The organism is Aeromonas sp. QDB62 (genome assembly GCF_027705695.1).
GTDB classification, from domain to species: Bacteria; Pseudomonadota; Gammaproteobacteria; order Enterobacterales; family Aeromonadaceae; genus Aeromonas; species Aeromonas allosaccharophila.
Genome location: NZ_JAPDCD010000057.1, coordinates 1 through 21,164, shown reverse-complemented (window position 1 = coordinate 21,164; position 21,164 = coordinate 1). Strand labels below are relative to the sequence as shown.

At 57.9% G+C, this 21,164-nt stretch carries 20 protein-coding genes and 1 pseudogene; 14 read left to right on the top strand and 7 right to left on the bottom strand.

Annotation, left to right across the window (positions count from 1 at the left end):
- Nucleotides 1-190: 190 nt before the first annotated feature.
- The 12 genes from nrdR to OKC27_RS20480 all read left to right on the top strand — a co-directional run bounded on the left by nrdR (nt 191) and on the right by OKC27_RS20480 (nt 12,569).
- Nucleotides 191-640: a transcriptional regulator NrdR gene (gene nrdR, locus OKC27_RS20535; RefSeq protein ID WP_005338880.1), complete on the top strand. Its 450-nt coding sequence runs from the start codon at nt 191-193 to the stop codon at nt 638-640.
- A gap of 301 nt (nt 641-941) precedes the next feature.
- Entirely contained in the window at nt 942-2,051 is a 1,110-nt protein-coding gene (gene ribD / locus OKC27_RS20530; RefSeq protein ID WP_182938960.1) for a bifunctional diaminohydroxyphosphoribosylaminopyrimidine deaminase/5-amino-6-(5-phosphoribosylamino)uracil reductase RibD, read from the top strand.
- Nucleotides 2,052-2,106: 55 nt separating this feature from the next.
- Nucleotides 2,107-2,760: a riboflavin synthase gene (locus OKC27_RS20525; protein ID WP_101531050.1), complete on the top strand. Its 654-nt coding sequence runs from the start codon at nt 2,107-2,109 to the stop codon at nt 2,758-2,760.
- Nucleotides 2,761-2,909: 149 nt separating this feature from the next.
- Nucleotides 2,910-4,019, top strand: coding sequence for a bifunctional 3,4-dihydroxy-2-butanone-4-phosphate synthase/GTP cyclohydrolase II (gene ribBA, locus OKC27_RS20520; RefSeq protein ID WP_058052396.1), 1,110 nt, complete (start codon nt 2,910-2,912; stop codon nt 4,017-4,019).
- Nucleotides 4,020-4,304: 285 nt separating this feature from the next.
- Nucleotides 4,305-4,775: a 6,7-dimethyl-8-ribityllumazine synthase gene (gene ribH / locus OKC27_RS20515; protein ID WP_005338866.1), complete on the top strand. Its 471-nt coding sequence runs from the start codon at nt 4,305-4,307 to the stop codon at nt 4,773-4,775.
- A 14-nt stretch (nt 4,776-4,789) separates the two neighbouring features.
- Entirely contained in the window at nt 4,790-5,203 is a 414-nt protein-coding gene (gene nusB / locus OKC27_RS20510) for a transcription antitermination factor NusB (protein WP_042656704.1), read from the top strand.
- Between the two features lie 57 nt (nt 5,204-5,260).
- Nucleotides 5,261-6,220 carry a thiamine-phosphate kinase gene (gene thiL / locus OKC27_RS20505; protein ID WP_182938961.1) on the top strand — a complete coding sequence of 320 codons (960 nt, stop codon included), beginning with the start codon at nt 5,261-5,263 and terminating at the stop codon, nt 6,218-6,220.
- On the top strand, nt 6,217-6,711 hold the full coding sequence (locus OKC27_RS20500) for a phosphatidylglycerophosphatase A family protein (RefSeq protein WP_182938962.1): 495 nt from the start codon (nt 6,217-6,219) through the stop codon (nt 6,709-6,711). Before thiL ends, OKC27_RS20500 begins: the two co-directional genes overlap by 4 nt.
- A gap of 487 nt (nt 6,712-7,198) precedes the next feature.
- Nucleotides 7,199-8,923, top strand: a complete 1,725-nt coding sequence (locus tag OKC27_RS20495; protein ID WP_111809160.1) for a dipeptide ABC transporter ATP-binding protein — start codon at nt 7,199-7,201, stop codon at nt 8,921-8,923.
- Nucleotides 8,924-8,993: 70 nt separating this feature from the next.
- On the top strand, nt 8,994-10,550 hold the full coding sequence (locus tag OKC27_RS20490; protein ID WP_182938963.1) for an ABC transporter substrate-binding protein: 1,557 nt from the start codon (nt 8,994-8,996) through the stop codon (nt 10,548-10,550).
- A 99-nt stretch (nt 10,551-10,649) separates the two neighbouring features.
- Nucleotides 10,650-11,624 (top strand): ABC transporter permease, encoded by a 975-nt coding sequence (locus OKC27_RS20485; RefSeq protein ID WP_005343520.1) that lies wholly within the window; start codon nt 10,650-10,652, stop codon nt 11,622-11,624.
- Nucleotides 11,625-11,627: 3 nt separating this feature from the next.
- Nucleotides 11,628-12,569: an ABC transporter permease gene (locus OKC27_RS20480; RefSeq protein ID WP_042656709.1), complete on the top strand. Its 942-nt coding sequence runs from the start codon at nt 11,628-11,630 to the stop codon at nt 12,567-12,569.
- A 250-nt stretch (nt 12,570-12,819) separates the two neighbouring features.
- Here OKC27_RS20480 and OKC27_RS20475 read toward each other — a convergent pair whose 3' ends face one another.
- Both OKC27_RS20475 and OKC27_RS20470 read right to left on the bottom strand, forming a co-directional pair.
- The gene (locus OKC27_RS20475) at nt 12,820-13,035 is read right to left on the bottom strand and encodes a SlyX family protein (RefSeq protein WP_139708077.1); all 216 of its coding nucleotides are present in this window, start codon (nt 13,033-13,035) and stop codon (nt 12,820-12,822) included.
- Nucleotides 13,036-13,049: 14 nt separating this feature from the next.
- On the bottom strand, nt 13,050-14,018 hold the full coding sequence (locus OKC27_RS20470; RefSeq protein ID WP_182938964.1) for a hypothetical protein: 969 nt from the start codon (nt 14,016-14,018) through the stop codon (nt 13,050-13,052).
- A gap of 118 nt (nt 14,019-14,136) precedes the next feature.
- Between OKC27_RS20470 and fkpA the strand changes: the two genes are divergently transcribed.
- Together fkpA and OKC27_RS20460 are read left to right on the top strand one after the other, a co-directional pair.
- Nucleotides 14,137-14,940, top strand: coding sequence for an FKBP-type peptidyl-prolyl cis-trans isomerase (gene fkpA, locus OKC27_RS20465; protein ID WP_042060902.1), 804 nt, complete (start codon nt 14,137-14,139; stop codon nt 14,938-14,940).
- A gap of 150 nt (nt 14,941-15,090) precedes the next feature.
- Nucleotides 15,091-16,497 (top strand): sigma-54-dependent transcriptional regulator, encoded by a 1,407-nt coding sequence (locus tag OKC27_RS20460; protein ID WP_182938965.1) that lies wholly within the window; start codon nt 15,091-15,093, stop codon nt 16,495-16,497.
- A 100-nt stretch (nt 16,498-16,597) separates the two neighbouring features.
- Here OKC27_RS20460 and OKC27_RS20455 read toward each other — a convergent pair whose 3' ends face one another.
- The 5 genes and pseudogenes from OKC27_RS20455 to OKC27_RS20435 form a co-directional block, all read right to left on the bottom strand.
- Nucleotides 16,598-17,467: a hypothetical protein gene (locus tag OKC27_RS20455; RefSeq protein ID WP_182938966.1), complete on the bottom strand. Its 870-nt coding sequence runs from the start codon at nt 17,465-17,467 to the stop codon at nt 16,598-16,600.
- Between the two features lie 113 nt (nt 17,468-17,580).
- Nucleotides 17,581-17,916, bottom strand: coding sequence for a hypothetical protein (locus tag OKC27_RS20450; RefSeq protein ID WP_042060908.1), 336 nt, complete (start codon nt 17,914-17,916; stop codon nt 17,581-17,583).
- Between the two features lie 144 nt (nt 17,917-18,060).
- Nucleotides 18,061-18,405, bottom strand: coding sequence for a DUF2956 domain-containing protein (locus tag OKC27_RS20445; protein WP_058053003.1), 345 nt, complete (start codon nt 18,403-18,405; stop codon nt 18,061-18,063).
- An 83-nt stretch (nt 18,406-18,488) separates the two neighbouring features.
- Nucleotides 18,489-20,357 (bottom strand): bifunctional metallophosphatase/5'-nucleotidase, encoded by a 1,869-nt coding sequence (locus OKC27_RS20440; protein ID WP_182938967.1) that lies wholly within the window; start codon nt 20,355-20,357, stop codon nt 18,489-18,491.
- 366 nt (nt 20,358-20,723) lie between these two features.
- Nucleotides 20,724-21,164: pseudogene (locus tag OKC27_RS20435) on the bottom strand (IS3 family transposase); the annotation flags it as partial.

Genomic DNA, 21,164 nt, shown 5'->3' with positions numbered 1-21,164 from the left:
CCAAGGCCCCAGAGGTATAGTGTGAAAAAAGCCAATAAAAACAATGCCAGTCAGGCTTAACTGACTGGCATTACCCTCGGGTGGCATTGTTTTTTCTGGCTTTTACCGGTTTTGGATGGCCGTGCTACACTGGCCGACTTAGATCCTGGCCCGCTGGGCCGGTCCCTGTTCCATTAACGCCGGAGGTCCGATGCATTGCCCATTCTGTAGTGCGGTTGATACCAAGGTGATCGATTCCCGTCTGGTGGCAGAAGGCCATCAGGTGCGCCGCCGTCGTGAGTGTCTGCTCTGTCACGAGCGTTTTACCACCTTCGAGATGGCCGAACTGGTGATGCCCCGCGTCATCAAGTCCAACGGCTCCCGCGAGCCGTTCAACGAAGACAAGCTGCGCGCCGGCATTCTGCGGGCGCTGGAGAAGCGGCCGGTGAGCATGGAGGCCATCGAAAAGGCGGTCAACCATATCAAATCCCGCCTGCGTGCCACCGGCGAGCGGGAAGTTGCCTCCGAGCTGGTGGGCAATCTGGTGATGGATGAGCTCAAGAGTCTCGACAAGGTGGCCTATATCCGCTTTGCCTCCGTCTATCGCAGCTTCGAAGATATCCGTGAGTTCGGCGAAGAGATCGCCAAATTGGAGAAATGATGGTATCGGATGGGCAAGTGGATATCCGCTTCGCCCCTCTCTACCTCAGGACACGCAGATATCCGCGAGTTCGGTGAAGAGATCGCCAAATTGGAGAAATGATGGTATCGGATGGGCAAGCGGATATCTGCTTTGCCCCTCTCTACCTCAGGACACGCAGATATCCGCGAATTTGGCGAAGAGATTGCCAAGCTGGAGAAGTAAACCGCCATTCTCACCCATGTTGCCGCGTCCGATTACGCTGCGCTAATCGAACCTACGATACTGCGTAAAGTCGAGATGTGTTGTCAAAGGAGCCCGAATGTTTAGTCAAGATGATTACCAATGGATGAGTCGGGCCCTCGAACTGGCCCGCCGCGGCCGTTACACCACGGCCCCCAACCCCTGTGTTGGCGCCGTGCTGGTCAAGGATGGCGTGGTAGTGGGCGAGGGATGGCATCAGAAGGCGGGCGAACCCCATGCCGAGGTCTATGCCCTGCGCGCAGCCGGTGACAACGCCCGTGGCGCCACCGCCTATGTGACCCTCGAACCATGCTCCCACCACGGTCGTACTCCCCCCTGTGCCGAGGCGCTGATCAAGGCCGGGGTGGCCCGGGTGGTGGCAGCCATGGTTGATCCCAACCCCGAGGTGGGTGGGCGCGGCCTGCGCATGCTCTCCGAGGCGGGCATCAAGACCGATTTCGGCCTGCTCAGTGCCGAGGCCGAGGCACTCAACCCGGGCTTTTTCAAGCGGATGCGTACCGCCTTCCCGCGGGTGACCGTCAAGCTGGGGGCCAGTCTCGATGGCCGCACCGCCATGGCGAGTGGCGAGAGCCAGTGGATCACCTCCCCTGATGCGCGCCGCGACGTGCAGCGGCTGCGGGCCCGCCACGATGCGGTGCTCTCCAGCGCCGAGACGGTGCTGGCTGACGGCGCCTCCCTGACCGTGCGCTGGGACGAGTTGCCCCCCTCGGTCAAGGCCGCCTATCCCAAAGAGACCCTGCGCCAGCCGCTGCGGGTTATCGTTGATTCGCAAAACCGGCTCACCCCCGACTTGCCCCTGTTCCAGAGCGAGAGTCCGGTGCTGCTGGCTCGCCACAAGGCATCCGGCGAGTGGCCTGCGTGGGTGCAGCAGCTGGAACTACCACTGCTGGATGGCAAGCTGGATCTGGTCAGCATGTTTATGCTGCTGGCCAAGCAGAACGTCAACTCGGTACTCGTCGAGGCGGGGCCGCGGCTGTGCGGCGCCCTGCTGGAGAAGGGGTTGGTGGATGAGCTGGTGCTCTATCAGGCGCCCAAACTGATGGGGGATGAGGGGCGCGGCCTGTTCCATCTGCCGGGTCTGACCCGCTTGTTCCAGGCACCCAAGCTCAACATCAAGGATGTGCGCATGGTCGGCCAGGATATTCGCATTACCGCCAAAATAGCCTGATTTATCAATGTTCAAGGGGGCATAATCTGCCCCCCTCATCAGCAAGGTGATCTGCATGTTTACCGGAATTATCGAAGCGGTGGGAACCCTGGCCGAACTGCGCCGTCAGGGCGACGACATGGCCCTCACCGTCCACGCACCGGGCCTGGATTTTAGCGACGTCAAGCTGGGCGACTCCATCGCCACCAACGGCGTTTGCCTCACCGTGGTTGCTCTTGGTGATAAGAGCTATACCGCCGATGTATCGCTGGAAACCTTGTCGCGCACCGGCTTTGCCGCGGCCAGAGTGGGCGATCGGGTCAACCTCGAGAAGGCGCTGATGCCCACCTCCCGCCTCGGCGGCCATCTGGTCTCCGGCCATGTGGACGGGGTAGGGGAGGTGAAAAGCGTCTCCAGCAGCGGCCGCGCCATCGAATACTGGATCAAGGCGCCGGGCGAGCTCTCCCGCTATATCGCCGAGAAGGGCTCCATTGCGGTGGATGGCATCAGCCTTACCGTCAACGCGGTGCAGGGCGACCTTTTCCGCCTGACGATTGTGCCCCATACCGCGCAGGAGACCACCATCGCCAGCTGGAAGCCGGGCCACAAGGTCAACCTCGAGGTGGATCAGATCGCCCGCTATCTGGAGCGGCTGATGATGGGCAAACGTCAGGAGAGCAGCGCCTCCACCCTGACCATGGAGACCCTGGCCAAGGCCGGTTTTCTCTGACGGTGAGCGCTAAATCCGGCCACCAAAACGATTTTCTGTGATCCCGCTCTGATTGAAATGGGGCCGCTCGCCCCAATCTAGAGCAACATACACTCGCATTTGCGTTGAGCCTGCTGGCTCAACCCCCAAGCACACTGATGGAGTAGCCCATGGCGCTGAGCACAACCCAGGAAATCATTGCCGATATCAAGGCGGGCAAGATGGTGATCCTGATGGATGACGAAGACAGGGAGAACGAAGGCGACCTCATTATGGCCGCCTCCTGCGTCCGTCCTGAGGATATCAACTTCATGGCCCGTTACGGCCGTGGCCTCATCTGCCTGACGCTGACCCGGGATCGCTGCAAGCAATTGGCGCTGCCGCTGATGGTTGATCGCAACAATGCCCAGTTCTCCACCGCCTTTACCGTGACCATCGAAGCGGCCGAAGGGGTGACTACCGGTATCTCCGCCGCTGATCGCGCGGTGACCGTGCAAGCGGCAGTGGCACCCAATGCCAAGGCCGCCGATCTGGTGCAGCCGGGCCACATCTTCCCGCTGATGGCGCAGGATGGTGGCGTGCTGACCCGTGCCGGTCACACCGAGGCGGGCTGCGATCTGGCCCGTCTGGCCGGTTACGAGGCGGCCTCCGTCATCGTCGAGATCCTCAACGAAGATGGCACCATGGCGCGCCGTCCGGATCTGGAGATCTTCGCCGAGCAGCACGGCATCAAGCTCGGCACCATCGCCGACCTTATCGAGTACCGCAACCAGCACGAGACCACGGTCGAGAAAGTGGCCGAGTGCAAGCTACCCACCGAGTTTGGCGAGTTTGACCTCATCACCTTCCGCGACACCATCGACAATCAGGTTCACTTCGCCCTGAAAAAGGGTGAGGTACAGGCCGATCAGCCAACGCTGGTGCGGGTCCATCTGCACGATGTGCTGAGCGATCTGCTGCTGACCGACCGTCATGCCGCCCGCAGCTGGCCGCTGCCCAAATCCATGGCGCGCATCGCCAGCGAAGGCGGGGTGCTGGTGATCTTGGGGGCGGAATCCCATGGCGAGGAGCTGCTGGCCCGGGTCAAGGGCTTTGAGGCCGCCGACAAGGGGCTGGCACCGGAAGGGGCCAAGTGGCAGGGCACCTCGCGCCGGGTTGGCGTGGGCTCCCAGATCCTCAAGGCGCTGGGCGTGAGCAAGATGCGGCTCTTGAGCTCGCCGAAGAAGTACCACGCCCTCGGTGGTTTCGGGCTGGAAGTCGTGGAATACGTCGGCGAGTAAAGGATTCAAGGTTCTACCAGAGAAGTACCATCCCCTTCCGGGTGGTTTCGGTCTGAAAGTGGTTGAGTACATCGGCGAGTAAAGTTCCACCAGAGAAGTACCATCCTCTTCCGGGCGATTTCGGTCTGAAAGTAGTGGAAAACATCGGCGAGTAAGCGCGCCGGACTGGTTAAATCGCGATCATGGCTGTCTATTGCGGCCATGGTTTTTGTCGTGGGTCTGTTGTGCTAGAATGTGCGCACTTTTGACTCCGGCCCTTTTGATTGCACAGATACAGGATTTCCAATGAAGGTTATCGAAGGAAATATCGCCGCTCCTGAGGCGCGCGTTGCTATTGTTGTTGCCCGTTTCAACAGCTTCATCAACGACAGTCTGGTGAACGGTGCGGTGGACGTACTGAAGCGTCAAGGTCAAGTGCAGGACAGCAACCTGACACTGGTAAAAGTGCCGGGCGCGGTTGAAATGCCATTGGTCATCAAGAAGCTGGCCAAGAGTGGTCAATACGACGCCATCGTGGCGGTCGGTACTGTCATCCGTGGCGGCACCTACCACTTCGACCTGGTGGCAAACGAGAACAGCAAGGGCATGGCTCAGGTAATGATGGAATATGAAATTCCCGTTGCCTTCGGGGTGCTGACCACTGAAAACATTGAACAAGCCATCGAGCGTGCAGGTACCAAGGCGGGTAACAAGGGTGCAGAGGCTGCACTGGCAGCGCTCGAAATGATCAACGTCCTGAAAGAACTGGACGTGTAACGAGGAGAAGTACATTGAAACCGTCTGAGCGCCGTAAAGCCCGCCATTGCGCCACCCAGGCCATCTACCAGTGGCAGATGACCAAGGCTAACGTGGGTGACATCGAAGAGCAGTTCAAGATCGATCAGGACACCAAGGGTGTAGACCTGAGCTATTTCCGCGATCTGCTGTTCGGGGTAGCCCTCCACTGCAACGAGCTGGACAAGGTGTTTGCACCTTACCTCTCCCGTCCGCTGGAAGAAGTGGACATGGTGGACAAGGCGATCCTGCGTCTGGCGACCTATGAGCTGACCCGTCGTGATGATGTACCGCCGCGCGTGGTCATCAACGAAGCGATCGAGCTGGCCAAAGCCTTCGCCGCCGATGACAGCCACAAGTTTGTCAACGGTGTACTGGACAAGGTGATCAAGTCGCTGAACAAGCGTTGATCCTGCTGTCCGTCAGCATCTAAGAGAGGAGCCAGCTTATTGCTGGCTTTTTACTGTATGGGTGAATTTGAGCTGATTGATAAGTACTTCAAGGTTCCCCACGCCCGCAAGGACGTGGTGATGGGTCCTGGAGATGACTGTGCCCTGCTGACCCTGCCCCCCGATACCCAACTGGCGGTGAGCACCGACACCCTGGTGAGTGGCATACACTTCTTTCCCGACATGGATCCGGTGGATCTCGGCTACAAGGCGCTGGCGGTCAATCTCTCCGATCTCGCAGCCATGGGGGCCGAGCCGCGCTGGGTGTCGCTGGCGCTGACCCTGCCTGCCATCAACGAAGGCTGGGTCGCCGGTTTTGCCGAAGGGTTCCTGGAGTTGGCCGAGTATTACAACGTCGCGCTGGTGGGCGGGGATATGACCCGCGGGCCGCTCTCCATCACCATCTCGGTGAAGGGCTCGGTGCCTGCCGGACGCGCCCTGATGCGCAGCGGTGCCAAAGCCGGTGACGGCATCTATGTCACCGGCACTCTGGGAGATGCCGCGCTGGCGCTCTCCCACCTGCTGGGCAAACGCACCCTCAACGAGAACCAGCTGGCCGCCGTGTTGCCACGGCTCGACCACCCCCACCCCCGCATTCTGGCCGGACAGGCGCTGCGCGGGCTGGCGGGCAGTGCGCTGGATCTCTCCGACGGGCTGGCATCGGATCTCGGCCATATCCTAAAGGCCTCCGGCGTGCGAGCCCAGATCGATCTCGATCTGCTGCCGCTCTCGCCGGTGCTGCAGGATGCGGTAAGCGAGCAGGAGGCGTGGCAACTGGCGCTGGCCGGTGGCGATGACTACGAGCTCTGCTTTACCGTGCCGGAAGAGCATCGCGGCGCGCTCGATACGGCGCTGGCCCACAGCGGGGTCAAGTTCAGCCGCATCGGTCGCATCGTGGCGGGCGAGCCGGGTATCGACTACCTGCGTGGCGAACAAGCGGTGGCGTTGCAACTGAAAGGGTGGGATCACTTCGCATGAGCCTGTTCAGGATAAAACCCGAGCTGAAACGACTGGATCTGAAAAATCCGCTTCATTTTTTGGCGGTGGGGTTTGGTTCCGGTCTCAGCCCCAAGGCGCCGGGCACCATGGGCACCCTGGCGGCCATTCCGCTCTACCTGCTGGTGAGCGGGATGCCGACCCACTGGTTTATCGCCCTGCTGGCGGTGGGTTTTGTGGTGGGGATCCGCATCTGCCAGAGCGCTACCGATGCCATCGGCATGGCAGATCACGGCGCCATCGTCTGGGACGAGGTGATCGGTTTTGGCGTCACCATGATCGCCGCGCCAGCCGGTTGGGAGTGGGTGGTGGCGGGCTTCGCGCTGTTCCGGCTGTTTGATGTGCTCAAGCCCTGGCCCATCTCCTGGTTTGATCGCCGCATTCACGGCGGATTCGGCATCATGCTGGACGATCTGATCGCCGGCCTGTTCGCCCTGTTTTGTATGCAATTACTGGCGTTCTGGCTTGGCTGAATGCCCCCTTCCGGGGGATGACCGTTCTGGCATCCCCCGATTTATATCTGCTTAATTTTCATTCATCGGCATATGCTGCCGTTTATCATCCATTTCACATAAATATTCACTACTCATTCGGGGCTCGTGATCGTTTTTGAAATAGTGATAAATGCTGCTTGTTGCGTTGTTGTTGAAATTAAAGTAATGATACCAATAGATGTACGGACGCACCGGCCATTTGTGTGATGAAAATCATCATTTAACGCTGCCGAATTGGTGGTTATCTGCACAAAACATTGCGGAATTGTATAACTCAATCATTTACACCCGTGGTCAAACCGTCTAAGTTACTCGCGGGTTATTCCAAAAAAATGCAAAAAACCCGCCCGGATCGCTGGTTTCGCTGCCTCATGGATTGAGCAAATATTGCCCAAGGTAACAACCGGCATCTGCGGCTGATTTACGGACGAATTATTTGGGACGGATGTCCCCCGCAGAGGTAAACATGTCCTTGCTCGAAGTAAAGAACTTGCGGATCGAGTACCCCTCCCGCTACGGGGTGCTGGCCGCGGTGAAGGATCTCTCTTTCTCTATTGAAAAGGGTGAGATTGTCGGGGTGGTCGGTGAATCCGGCGCCGGCAAGTCCACCATCGGCAACGCCGTTATCGATTTGCTGAGCCCGCCGGGTCGCATCGCCCGTGGCGATATCTATCTCAATGGCGAGCTTATCTCCGGCAAGAGCCAGAACGAGATGCGGGCCATTCGTGGCTCCCGTATCGGGTTCATCTTCCAGGATCCCATGACCTCCCTCAACCCGCTGTTCACCGTTGAGCATCAGCTGGTCGAGACCATTCTGGCCAATACCAAGCTCTCCCGCGAGGCGGCCTTTGCCAAGGCGCTGGAGCTGATGGGGGCGGTGGGTATTCCGCAGCCCGAGCTGCGCATCAAACAGTATCCGCACCAGTTCTCCGGCGGCATGCGCCAGCGGGTGGTCATCGCCATCGCCTTGTCGTGCGATCCGGAGCTGATCATCGCCGACGAGCCGACCACGGCGCTGGACGTCTCCATTCAGGATCAGATCCTCCAGCTTATCCGCGCCCTCTGCAAAGAGCGTCAGGTGGGCTGCATGCTGGTGACCCACGACATGGGGGTGGTCTCCAATGTTACCGACAAGGTGGCGGTGATGTATCGCGGCGATCTGGTGGAGTTCGGCCTGACCGAACAGGTGCTGGGCAGCCCCAATCACCCCTACACCCGCAGCCTCATCTCGGCGGTACCCCGTTCCGATGTAAAGTTGGTGCGTTTCCCGCTGGTCTCCTATATCGAGGATGCCAGTGCGCCGGATACCAATATCGACCTCAAGACCCACTGGCTTGGACAGAGTCAGGACGAGCGTGCCTATGAAGGGGCGCTGCTGCGGGTGGAGAACGTCGATCTGAGGTTCGTCACCAAGGACTCCATCTTCCCGAGCCGCCGCCAGTATGTGCGCGCCTGCAACAACATCAGCTTCGAGATCTTCGAAGGGGAGACCTTCGGTCTGGTGGGGGAGTCCGGCTCCGGCAAATCGACCATTGCCCGCGCCATCACCGGCCTCTATCCGCCTGATACCGGCAAGATCTTCTTCGAGGGGATCGATCTCACCGCCCTCAAGAGCGAGCGCGAGCGCCGCCCGTTGCGCCGCCAGATGCAGATGGTGTTCCAGAACCCCTATTCGTCGATGAACCCGCGGATGAAGGTGCGCGACATCATTGCTGAGCCGATCCGCTTCCATCAGCTGGCGAGCAGCGAGAGCCAGATCGAGGGGATCGTCAACGATCTGCTGGATCATGTCGGGCTCGGTCGTGGTGCCGGGGTCAAGTATCCCCACGAATTCTCCGGCGGTCAGCGCCAGCGCATTTCCATTGCCCGCGCTCTGGCCACGCGGCCGCGTTTCCTCATCTGCGATGAACCGACCTCGGCGCTGGATGTGTCGGTGCAGGCCCAGATCCTCAACCTGCTCAAGGATCTGCAGCAGGAGCTCAAGCTCACCATGCTGTTTATCAGCCACGATCTGCCGGTGATCCGCCAGATGTGCGACCGCATCGGGGTGATGCAGCACGGTCATCTGGTGGAGGTGGCCGAGACCGAGAAACTCTTTACCAATGCCGAGCATGAGTACAGCCGCAAGCTGATCTCCCTCATGCCGGAGTTCAAGGGAATGTCCCGCGAGGGGCTGGAAATCGCAAGCTAGGATAGCGCCGGTGCGCCGGTCTGCTTGTCAAAAAAAGTGTCATAAGAAAGCCAAAAGCATGGAGAACAAGATGAAGAAAGGATTGTCCAAGATTGCCCTGGCGCTGTTTGCCGCCGGTTTCGCCTTCAGTGTCTCAGCCGCTGATATCAAAGTGGGTGTCGCCTCTGACGCCACGTCGCTGGATCCGCAGGAGCAGCTCTCCGGTCAGACCCTGGAGATGTCGCACCTGGTATTCGATCCCCTGATGCGTTACACCCAGGATCTGAAATTCGAGCCCCGTCTGGCCGAGAAGTTCGAGCGTGTCGATGACAAGACCGTCCGCTTCCACCTGCGCAAGGGGGTCAAGTTCCACTCCGGTAACGACTTCACCGCTGACGACGTGGTGTGGACCGTCAACCGCCTGAAAGCCTCCGTCGACTTCAAGGCGATCTTCGACCCGATCAGCGAAGTGAAGAAGGTCGATGACTACACCGTCGATCTGATCACCGCCAAGCCGTTCCCGCTGGTGCTGCAGACCGTCACCTACATCTTCCCGATGGACTCCAAGTTCTATACCGGCAAGACCGAAGCAGGCAAAGACAAGGCCGAGATCGTCAAAAACGGCGACTCCTATGCCTCTACCCACGTTTCAGGCACTGGCCCGTTCACCGTCAAGTTCCGCGAGCAGGGCGTGAAGCTGGACTATGCCCGCAACGCCAACTACTGGGATAAAGCTTCCAAGGGTAACGTCGAGAACCTGACCGTGGTGCCGATCAAGGAAGATGCGACCCGTGTTGCAGCCCTGCTGGGTGGCGACGTGGACATGATCTATCCGGTCGCGCCGAACGATCTCGAGCGCGTCAAGAATGGCAAGGACTCCCAGCTGGTGACCCTGTCCGGTACCCGCGCCATCATCATCGAGCTGAACCAGAACACCAACCCGGCGCTGAAAGACAAGCGCGTGCGTCAGGCGATCAACTACGCCATCAACCAGGTGGGCATCGTCGAGAAGATCAACAAGGGCTTCGGTACCCCTGCTGGCCAGCTGAGCCCGAAAGGCTATGCCGGTCACAACGAGGCGCTGGTGCCCCAGTATGATCTGGCCAAGGCCAAGGAGCTGATGAAAGAGGCCGGTTACGAGAAGGGCTTCAAGATGACCTTCATCTCCCCGGCAGCCCGCTACGTCAACGACGTCAAGATTGCCCAGGCGGTCTCCGCCATGCTGGCCAAGATCAACATCAAGGTGGATCTGAAGACCATGCCGGTGGCCCAGTACTGGCCGGAGTTTGACAAGTGCGCCGCCGACATGCAGCTGATTGGCTGGCACTCCGACACTGAAGATACCGCGAACTTCTTCGAGTTCCTGACCTTCACCAAGGATGCCAAGACAGGTATGGGCCAGTACAACTGCGCCGGTTATGCCAACGCCGAAGCTGACAAGATGGTGATGGATGCCAATGCCGAGACCGATCCGGCCAAGCGTGCCGAGATGCTGAAGAAGGTCGAAGCCATGCTGATCGAAGATGCTGCCTACGTGCCGCTGCACTGGGAAGATCTGGCCTATGGCGCCAAGAAGAACGTCGACATCAAGCCGGTAGTCAACGTGATGAACTTCCCTTACCTGGGTGACCTGGTGGTCAGCAAGTAAGAGAACGTCGCAAGGAAGGACGGGGCGGGGTGGTCAGCTGGCCACTCCGCCCACTAACAGAAGCCTGTGCCACGACACAGGCCACGTAGAAGGACAAGCATGTTTACATTCCTGCTGAAACGGTTCTATCAGGCCGTGATAGTGATGTTCGTCATCAGCCTGGTCGCCTTCTCCATCCAGGACAACCTGGGTGACCCGTTGCGCGAGCTGGTGGGACAATCCGTCTCCGAAGCCCAGCGTCACGAGTTGCGTGAGAAGATGGGCCTTAACGATCCCTTCCTCATCAAATACAGCCGTTTTTTGAAAAATGCGGTGCATGGGGATTTGGGCACCTCCTATTTCTTCAAGCGACCCGCTCTCGAGGTGATCCTCGACAAGCTGGTGGCTACCCTTGAGCTGGTGTTTGCTGCCGCGCTCATCATCGTGGTGGTCTCCATTCCACTCGGTGTCTATTCGGCGATCCGCCCGCGCAGCATTCCCACCAAGATCATCATGGCGGGGAGCAGTATCGGCATCTCGATCCCGGTATTTTTGACTGCCATCATGCTGATGTACCTCTTCTCGATCCAGTTGGGCTGGCTGCCGGCCTATGGCCGTGGCGAGACCCGTAACCTGCTGGGCTGGGAGTCGGGCTTCTTCACCTGGGACGGTATCAAGCACCTGATCCTGCCTGCGGTGTCGCTCTCCTCCATCATGCTGCCGCTGTTTATCCGCTTGGTGCGCTCCGAGATGCTGGAGCAGCTCTCCTCCGAGTACGTCAAATTCGCCCGCGCCAAGGGGCTGGACAACAACAAGGTCTACTATCAGCACGCCCTCAAAAACACCATGCTGCCGGTTATTACCGTCGGCGGGGTGCAGATCGGCACCATGGTGGCCTACACCATCCTGACCGAGAGCGTGTTCCAGTGGCCGGGCACCGGCTTCCTGTTCCTTGAGGCGATCCACCGGGTCGATACCCCGCTGATCACCGCCTACGTCATCTTCGTGGGACTGATCTTCGTGGTGACCAATACCCTGGTCGACCTGCTCTACGGGTTGATTAACCCGACCGTAAACCTGACCGCCAAGGGGTAACAGATGACTAATGCTGTGACTGCAAGCCCAAGCCGTTGGGCACGATTCAAGAACTCTGACATCGTCTACTACTTCCTGCGGGACAAGGTAGCCATGTTCAGCTTTGCGGTGTTCGTGGTATTTGTACTGGCGGCGCTGCTGGCCCCCTGGCTGGCACCACACAACGTCTATGACCAGACCAGCTTTGATCTGATGGATGCCGAGCTGCCTCCCTCCTGGCTGGAAGGGGGCGAAGAGCGCTTCTGGCTCGGTACCGACAACCAGGGGCGCGATATCTGGAGCACCATCCTCTATGGCGCCCGTATTTCGCTCTCCATCGGCCTGTTTGCGGTGGCGCTGCAGCTGGTGCTCGGCATCGTGATCGGTCTGATTGCCGGTTACTTCGGTGGTCGCATCGACAACCTGCTGATGCGCTTTGCCGACGTGCAGCTGTCGTTCTCCACCATGATGGTGGCGATCATCATCTCCGCCATCTTTCAGGCAACCTTTGGCTCCGAGTTCTACTCGAAGTTCGCCATCATGATGCTGGTGGTGATCATCGGTATCGCCGAGTGGCCGCAATACGCCCGTACCGTGCGCGCCTCTGTGCTGGCGGAGAAGAAGAAGGAGTATGTGGAAGCAGCCAAGGTGATGGGGTTCCGTGCCCCGCGCATCATGTTCCGCCACATTCTGCCCAACTGCCTGTCGCCCATTCTGGTGATCTCCACCGTGCAGGTGGCCAACGCCATCATGAGCGAGGCGGCACTCTCCTTCCTCGGTCTGGGGATGCCGGTTGATCAGCCCTCGCTCGGTTCGCTTATCAGCGTCGGCTTCAACTACATCTTCTCCGGCTCCTGGTGGATCACCGCCTTCCCGGGTATCTGTCTGGTGGTGCTGGTGCTGGTCATCAACCTGCTGGGTGACTGGCTGCGGGATGTATTTAACCCGAAGATCTACAAAGGTTAACGCGGGCTGATTCTGATGCGCCTAGTCGCAGCTGTCAGGACATTTTGATGAAAAAAATCCGAAACCGGTTCAGCCTGTTTCGGATTTTTTATTGTTATTGAACAGACACCTTGCTGAATGCACGCCGACCGGTTTGCGTGGGCTATGTTTTTGCCAGTGTCAGTCTCTTGAAACTGCTTATCAGACCAAGCGGCTGGAAAGGCTCATTCCGGTGGGGGGCGGTCCGTGGATCAATATCGCAGGCCGCTCATCAATAGTGTGGCGGCGGAGTCTCTTCGGCCATGCTGGCAATCTGGCTGGGTTGTACTGTTTGCAGTTTGTCGATCAGCAGCTGGATCTGGTATTTGAGTCGATCGAGTTCACGGCCCTGGGTGGTCACCTCGTCATTGAGCTGCTCTATGGTGTACTCCGCATAGGCGAGACGGGTTTCCAGGGTTTCGATGCGATCGTTAAGTTGCTGACTCATGGGCCTTCGGGTCCTTACTTGATTGTCCAGATTTCGGCCAGACCACTGGAGCTGGCACTGACAAGGTGGCTATTGTCGCGCAAAGCGACGCCGTAGACCACTGCGCTGGGCGGTTTCACCTTGGGTTGCGGTGAGACGCGCCAGCTCTGCAGCAGGGCGCCATCGCTCACTTGCCACAAGGAGAGCTGGCGGGAAGGGGCGCCGGTGATGAGCCACTTGCCGTCGTTGGCAAAGCGGGCGCTGGTGTAGACCTCGAAGCGGTGATCATATTGCAGCTGACTCACCTGTTTGCCGGTTTTCAGATCCCAGATGCTGGCCCGGCTGCTGTCGGCGGTGAAGGCGTAGCGGCCGCTCGGCTCCAGTCTGGCCATGATCACCCGGCCGCCATGGTTGAACCGCCAGATCACCTGCCCGCTGCGGGTATCCCACAGATAGGCGCTGTAGTCGTTGCCGCCGGTCAGGGCGTAGCGACCGTTGGCGGAGAGATCCACCGTATTGACCTGTTCGGTATGCCCCAGAAACTGCAGGCGACGACCGCTTTGGGTATCAAGCCACTCGGCCTTGCCATCTTCCCGCCCTATCAGCACATAGCGACCGTCGGCAGAGAGCGCGATGTCCCTCAGCTTGGATTCAGGAAGGGAGTAGTAGCCTTGTGACTGCCCGTCGTTCAGCCGCCAGGTGGCAAAGGTGTCGGGGGTGGCGGTGACGGCATGGCTGTTGCCTTCGGCAAAACGGGTAATGAATACCAGATCATCCGCCGAGTCGGATTGCTTCCAGCGCCAGCGTTGACGGTTCTGTTCCAGATCCCAGACGATGATGCCCTGGCTGATGCTGGAGACGATGGCCTGCTTGCCATCACTGGAGAGATCTGCGGTCAGCAGACCCGTGCTGGCGAGGGTCATTTGCTGGTTGGGTTGGGAGCTCTGCTCGCAACCGGTGAGCATTAAACAGAGGCTCACCAGATAAATGGCACTTTTTATCATTTTTGCGGTCTCACGCTTTTGTTACCTGCGATCACGGCGTTAGTATAAGGCGCTTATCACGATAAACCTCTCATTTCACGATGGAACCGAGAGCGGTATTTGGAGTTTGGAGAAACTGATGAACAAATTTCTGAAGGTGTCCCTGTTGGCGGCGGCGGTTGCCGTCGGTCTGACTGCTTGCCAAAAAGACGAGAAGCCTGCTGCGGCCAATACCGCCGAAGTGAAGGCAGAAGCCAGCAAGCCGGCAGAGGCGACCAAGGCCGAAGCCAAGAGCTTTGAAGAGCAATCTGGCTACGCAATTGGCCTCTCCATGGGTCGTTACATCGCCAATACCCTGGAGCGTCAGCAGGAACTGGGCATCAAACTGGACAACGCCGTGATCCTGAAAGGGGTCACCGACGGTCTGGGCAAAGAAGCCAAGATGACTGATGAAGAGATCCAGAAGGTACTGCAGGATTACGACGCCAAGATCAACGAGCTGACCAAGGCCAAGGCCGAGAAAGACGCCGTTGAGAATCTGAAGAAAGGCGAAGAGTACCTGGCTGCCAACGCCAAGAAAGAGGGTGTGAAGAGCACCGAATCCGGCCTGCAATATCAGGTCGAGAAGATGGGTGACGGCGCCAAGCCGAAGTCTACCGACATCGTCAAGGTTCACTACACCGGTACCCTGACCGACGGCACCAAGTTCGACAGCTCCGTCGATCGTGGCGAGCCGGCCACCTTCCCGCTCAACCAGGTTATCCCGGGTTGGACCGAAGGCGTGCAGCTGATGCCGGTTGGCTCCAAGTTCAAGTTCTTCCTGCCGTCCAAGCTGGCCTATGGCGAGCACGGTGCAGGCTCCATCCCGGCGAATGCCGTGCTGGTGTTTGACGTTGAGCTGCTGGCTATCGAGAAGCCGACTGCTGACGACGCCAAGAAGTAATTCCTTCTTGTAGTGAAAAACGGCTCCTTAAGGAGCCGTTTTCACTTGTACATCTCCTATAATCGCGGGATAACAGAGCTGTCTTGGCGTTGGGTTTGTGCGCGAAAAAAGGCAAAATAGATCGCAGAATCAAATACAAGGATGAGTCCGGTGGCTGAAAATAAATCGCGTGTCCTGCTGGTGGAAGATACCCGTAGTCTGGCGGTGGTCTATGAACAGTACCTGCGCCAGGAGGGGTACGAGGTGGTACTGGCCGACTGCGGTCAGCAGGCACTGGCGCAGTTGCTGGCAAGTCCTCCCCCCGTGGTGCTGCTGGATCTGGAACTGCCGGATATGTCCGGCATGGATATTCTGCAAATGATCACCGAACAGCAGTTGCCTTGCTCGGTGGTGGTGATCACCGCCCACGGCTCGGTGGATGTGGCGGTGGAGGCGATGCGCCTCGGTGCATTCGATTTTCTGACCAAGCCGTTTGACAGCAAGCGGCTCTGCGCCACCGTTCGCAATGCCTTGAAACATCAGCAGTTGAGCTCGCTGGTTGCCCACTATCGGGAGAATTTCGAGCGCAGCTCGTTCTTCGGCTTTATCGGCGCTTCTATGGCGATGCAGGCGGTCTATCGCATCATCGAGAGTGCAGCGCCCAGCAAGGCGACCGTCTTTATCACTGGCGAGAGCGGCACCGGCAAAGAGGTGTGTGCCGAGGCGATTCACCAGTGCAGCCCCCGCAGTGAACAGCCCTTTATTGCCCTCAACTGCGCCGCCATTCCCCACGATTTGATGGAGAGCGAGATCTTCGGCCATGTGAAGGGGTCCTTTACCGGCGCCCAGGGGGATCGCAAGGGGGCGGCCAGTCTGGCCGATGGCGGCACCCTGTTTCTCGACGAGATCTGCGAGATGGACCTGGATCTGCAGAGCAAACTGCTGCGCTTTATCCAGACCGGCACCGTACAGCGGGTCGGCAGCGGCAAGCTCGAGACGGTGGATGTGCGCTTTATCTGCGCCACCAACCGGGATCCGCTGGTGGAGGTGAAAGCGGGGCGTTTTCGCGAGGATCTCTACTATCGGCTCCATGTCATTCCGCTCACCCTGCCGCCGCTGCGGGAGCGGGGCGAGGATATCCTGCTGCTGGCGCGCACCCTGCTGCAGAGCTACGCCAAAGAAGAGAACAAACGCTTCAAGGATTTCGACGTTGAGGCGGCGCGAGTGCTGCTCGACTACCCCTGGCCCGGCAACGTACGCGAGCTGCAAAACGTGGTGCGCAATATCGTGGTGCTCAACGACAAGGAGCTGGTGAGTCCGGATATTCTGCCGCCACCGCTCAATGGGGTTCGTCCCCAGCTGCCGGCTGCGATTGCGGCGGCCGTGGCATCGGCTCCGGCAGCTATCGGGGTGGCCAGCGGGCCGATCCGTCCGCTCTGGCTGGTGGAAAAAGAGGTGATCGAACAGGCCATCGCCAGCTGTGACGGCAATATTCCCAAGGCAGCGGCACTGCTCGAGATCAGCCCTTCCACCATTTACCGCAAGAAGCAGAGCTGGGAAGAGGTGAGCGTGACGTGAGTCGTGACGTGTTCTGGCTGAACGCCCGCAAGATGTAAGAGGGGGAACGGTTCAACCGAGTGACGGGCGGCATTGGCCGCCCTCTCTTTTGGGGGCGAAGTCAGAGTTTGGCGAGTTGCTTGAGGCGGGTCAGTCGCTCCCCTTCGTTGGCGCTAAACCAGCGATCCTGCGACAGCAAAAACCAGGCGCGGGAGAAGTATTCCGCAGCCAGCGGATCGTCCAGCACCAAGGCATTCTCCCCCAACTCCTCGAACAGATAACCATCCTCCGGCTCACCCGCCCCGGCCATATCGGCCTTGAGCTGGAGCAGCTCTGCCAGTGCCTGCTGGTGCTGACCCTGGGCCCGGGTCAGGCGAGCCAGACTCCAGCGGGCAATAAACGCCTTGGCCGGCTGGTTATTTTGCAGATGCCAGGCCAGGCACTTCTGCTGCTGGATTTTGGCCTCCTCAAAGCGGCCCAGTTCGAACAGGGTCCAGCCCTGATTGTTGTAAAGGGGGGGAAGCCAGCCGCGCACCTTCTCGTCACTGCTGCGCTCTGCCAGCTCCATCGCCAGTTGATTCCAGCGGCTCTGCTCTTCCAGCGGCGTAGCGATGGCGATCATGTGGGCGGCGTCGATGGCGAGATAGGTCTCCTTCTCCTTGAGTCCCCACTGCCAGGCTTGCTCAAACAGGGTTTTGGCTCTGGCCTTGTCGTCCGCCGAATTAAAGGTGCGGCCTCGCTCCAGCAGGGTACGGATCCGGGCTCTAGGGGTTGCCTCGGTGAGGCGCGGTTCTATCTCGTCGAGCAGCTGATGGGCTTCGGCAAACTGGCGTTGCAGCGAATGGGTACGGGCTATCTGTGTCAGCAACTCCAGTTCGAGTTGCAGGTCGGCGGCAGCGCGTGCTTCGGGAAGGAGTGCATGAAAACGCAGTGCGGTGGCGGCGGGATCCTGATAATCCCACTGCGCCATGAAATCGGGCGGATTGTCCATTTGGCCTCCTTGCTGGTTATCCTGTCACCAAGATGCCTGCAGGCCATTGTTTGTACAAGGGGCGCCCGTCACAGAGCGCCCCTTGAGTCATGTTAACGGCTGTGGCCAGTTGGTCAGTAGACCATGGCCAGGCTCATCAGCATCAGACCGAGGGCGGCAAAGGCACCCTCCTTGATGGCGAGCCGTGGCACCAGCGCCTTGGGCAGGGCCGGAAACAGGCTCAGGGCAAAGCCAAGGCCCGGCATCAGCCAGTGGAACGCCGGATTGCGCAGGGCGGGATCGGCGGCGCCGTTGATGATGATCAGCAAAATAAACAGGGTAAAGGAGGGGAGGATAAACCAGCGCACTCCACCGGCGGCGACCGCCCGCAGCGGTGAAATGCGATAGAGCAGCATGGTCACAAGGAACAGCACAAAAGGGGCCAGCAGATAGAGCGGAGCGGGGTTCATAACATCTTTCCTGAAAACTGATCGTCAAAACACGGGTGTCTTAAGCAAGAGGCGCGGGATTTAATCACTCTTCGCATGTAATCACCAGCAGTCCGGGGCCAGGCTGTGAAGAGGATCGCGGATAAAGGTTTGCTTCCGTGCGCCTTAGCGCAACCAGAACCAGGCGGCGGCAAAACCCAGCCAGCTTAGCACTAGCAAGATCCAGGGCAGGGGATGCTGATGGCTGACTTCAACCAGCTCGAGCTGATCGTCTTGCTCTTCGGTTTGCGGCTCACCCTGTGGTTGCCGGGCTTTGGCCTGCAATTTTTTCTGGCGGCTCGCTTCGCGGGCCCGCGCCTTCATCTGTTTCTTGTATTCGTCGATGCCTTTCTGGATCCCTTGCGCGATAAGCTGGGTCTGCTCCTTGGTCTGCCCCGGCTTCTGGTTGGCGCGGGCAATTTTCATCGCCTCCTGCTGGGTCTCGGGGGAAATCTTGTCGTACTTGGCCATCAAATCATCTCCTCTGGCATTGCTGGCTCGGGAGTATGCCATAAAAACGGCGCCCTCAGGCGCCGTGGTGCATACATACAGATTTATGGTTTGGGGGGGGCATAGTAAGTTACAGTTTGGTATGGCAGTGCAGTGAGCGTTTCTTGTGTTTCTGCATATTCCATAAACATTTCGTTTTCACCTACGCCGGTATCAACGTAATCGCCTTTATTGGGAAGCTCTTCACGCTTGAGCAGGCCGTTATAACCATCTTTACCTGCAGCAATATAGGTATTTGAGCCGACGCGGTAGATTTTTTCATCGTCCAATGGTGCCCATTGGCCGTTTGCATCCAGCACTTCCAGCTTGGTGATACGAGAACCTTTGGCCAGTTTGCCATCGTAGGTGTAGCTCAGATGGCCAACATAAGGGAAGGCTCCACTGGATGCTGCAATCCCGGTCTGGTGACCAATTGCGTAGTCGACTGCATACTCCAAAGTGGCACGAACATCTTTACCTTTTAAGTTAAAGGCGGCGATCTTGTTGCCAAAAGGCAGCAAGGTTCCCATGACATATCCAACGGTGAGCGGTGTGGCATTGACGTCAGCTCGCACGCCACCCGCGTTTTGAATGGTGAAATCAACCTTGGTATTAAGCTGGTTCAGTTTCCAGTAGAGTGATTCAGCGACCAGAGGATCGATGAGGCCCGCGCCATCTGGTGTGGTGGGAACCCGGACATGCGGCAGTTTGACCGGAACATCTGCTATGACCTTTGCCTCCAGTGCTGCGACAGCCGGTTTGTACTCGGTATCGATCACATCACGCATGGTCTGATCTTCGGGCACGATCTCGATAACCGGGGACTTGGCGATATAGTCAACGACATTAGTCTGCTCGGAACCACCCAACGGCACTTTGATGGTTTTTTTACTGTCTTTGGGGTCGGGAACTGACTTGGTGAAGTCATCGCCACTCATCAGGGTATTACGCCCTTCACACTTGGTGATGGTGCCTTCTTTGCTCAGGGAAACATTGACCAGGCCATAGCCTTTGGCCCACTCACCGGCTTGAACAATACAGGTTTTGCCGCCATCTGGATTAGTGACCATCTGGGCGTAGGTGTTGTCATCGCTCGGATTCTGGTTATGGGCGGTGTAGCCAATGGATTTTAGCTCATCCATATCACCCAGGAATGTTTGAGAGTGCCCACCCACGATCAGGTCGATACCGTTGACAGCCTTGGCGACAGCTTGGTCTGATTGCAACCCGATATGGGTCACCATGATAATTTTATTGGCGCCTTTTTTCTTCAATGCATCAACGGTTCGCTGCGCTGACGCAATCATTGGTTGGAACTGAGTGTCTTTATCTGGTGAAGAAATATCGTGCATATTGTCGAGTACCAGACCGAATATGCCTACGCTCTCGCCGTTTATTTCTTTAATGATATATTCGTGAATATTCTGGTTGTCTTTTAGCGCGCTGCTACTAGATTTGACCAGGTTAGCGGCCACGATCGGGTAATTGACTTTGGCCGCATAATCATTTAGGGGGCCATTGCCCAGATCAAACTCGTGGTTGCCCAACGTTGCTGCATCGATCCCCATATCCGAGAGCAAGCGGGACTCTTCTTCGCCACGGAACTGAGTGAAATAGAGTGTACCCTGGAAGGCATCTCCGCCAAACAGGGTCAGGAAGTGACGACCATCTTTGCCAGCCTGCTCGCGCAATTCATCCAGTTTGAACTTCAGCCGAGGATAGCCTCCCAGTTTGGCGAAAAACTCGAACTTCTGTTGACCCGTAGGCTGTATGGCCAAGCCATTCTCCGTCGGGTCCAGATGGGCGTGGGTATCGTTGATATGAGCAACGGTTAATTCAAGAGGAATATGCTCTTTGCTGGTATTTTCAGAATTGCAGGCTGTCAGCCCAAACAGAGATAAAGAGATAGTGACGGCTAGTAGTGTCTTTTTCATTGGTAAGAGTCCCATATTGTTATTGTCCTGTTGATTCCGTAGCGAACAGGAGTGGAGAGATTTTAGACATAACGTTAGGAATGAAAATAAACAACTGCTGTACCTTTGAACTACCGCACACTAAATCAACGTAAAACGTTTTCTTTCTGTGTCTTTATTTGTCCATATCAAGGGTGATTATATTGATAGGTTAGATATTAATTGTGGTGAGATCATCAAATAGCTAACCATCATCATGAGATAAAATTTCAGAGTATCTACCTACTTATAACGAGGCGTTGTTGAAAGGCTAAATAGCTGTGCCGATTAGTAGATCACTGGAGGAAGGGAACTTAGTCCAGTTTGTGCGATCTCATTGTGTAGTGGTCAACTAAATCCGGACACTTGGTTAGGCCGAACCTCGGCTTTTGCTGGCGGTATCCCGTCATTGTGTTGATGTGGACGCCGCCAGTTGTAGTAAACCATCAGGTAATAACTGATATCCCGCTTTGCTTCCCGCAGACCCATGTACCCCGTTGCTGGAAGCCACTCTGACTTCAGGCTTCTGAACAATCGCTCCATCGGTGAGTATCCCAGCAATTACCACGGCGACTCATGCTCTGGGTCATTCGATAACGCCACAGTCGTTGCCGAAATGCCCGGCTGCCATATTGGCTGCCCTGGTCAGAGTGAAACAGCACGCCAGATGGGCAGCCTCGTTGCTGATAGGCCATTTCCAGTGCTTTTATTGCCAACTCTGCATCAGGTTTGTCAGACATCGCCCAGCCCACGACCCGCCGGGTATGCAGGTCGAGCACTGCGGCCAGG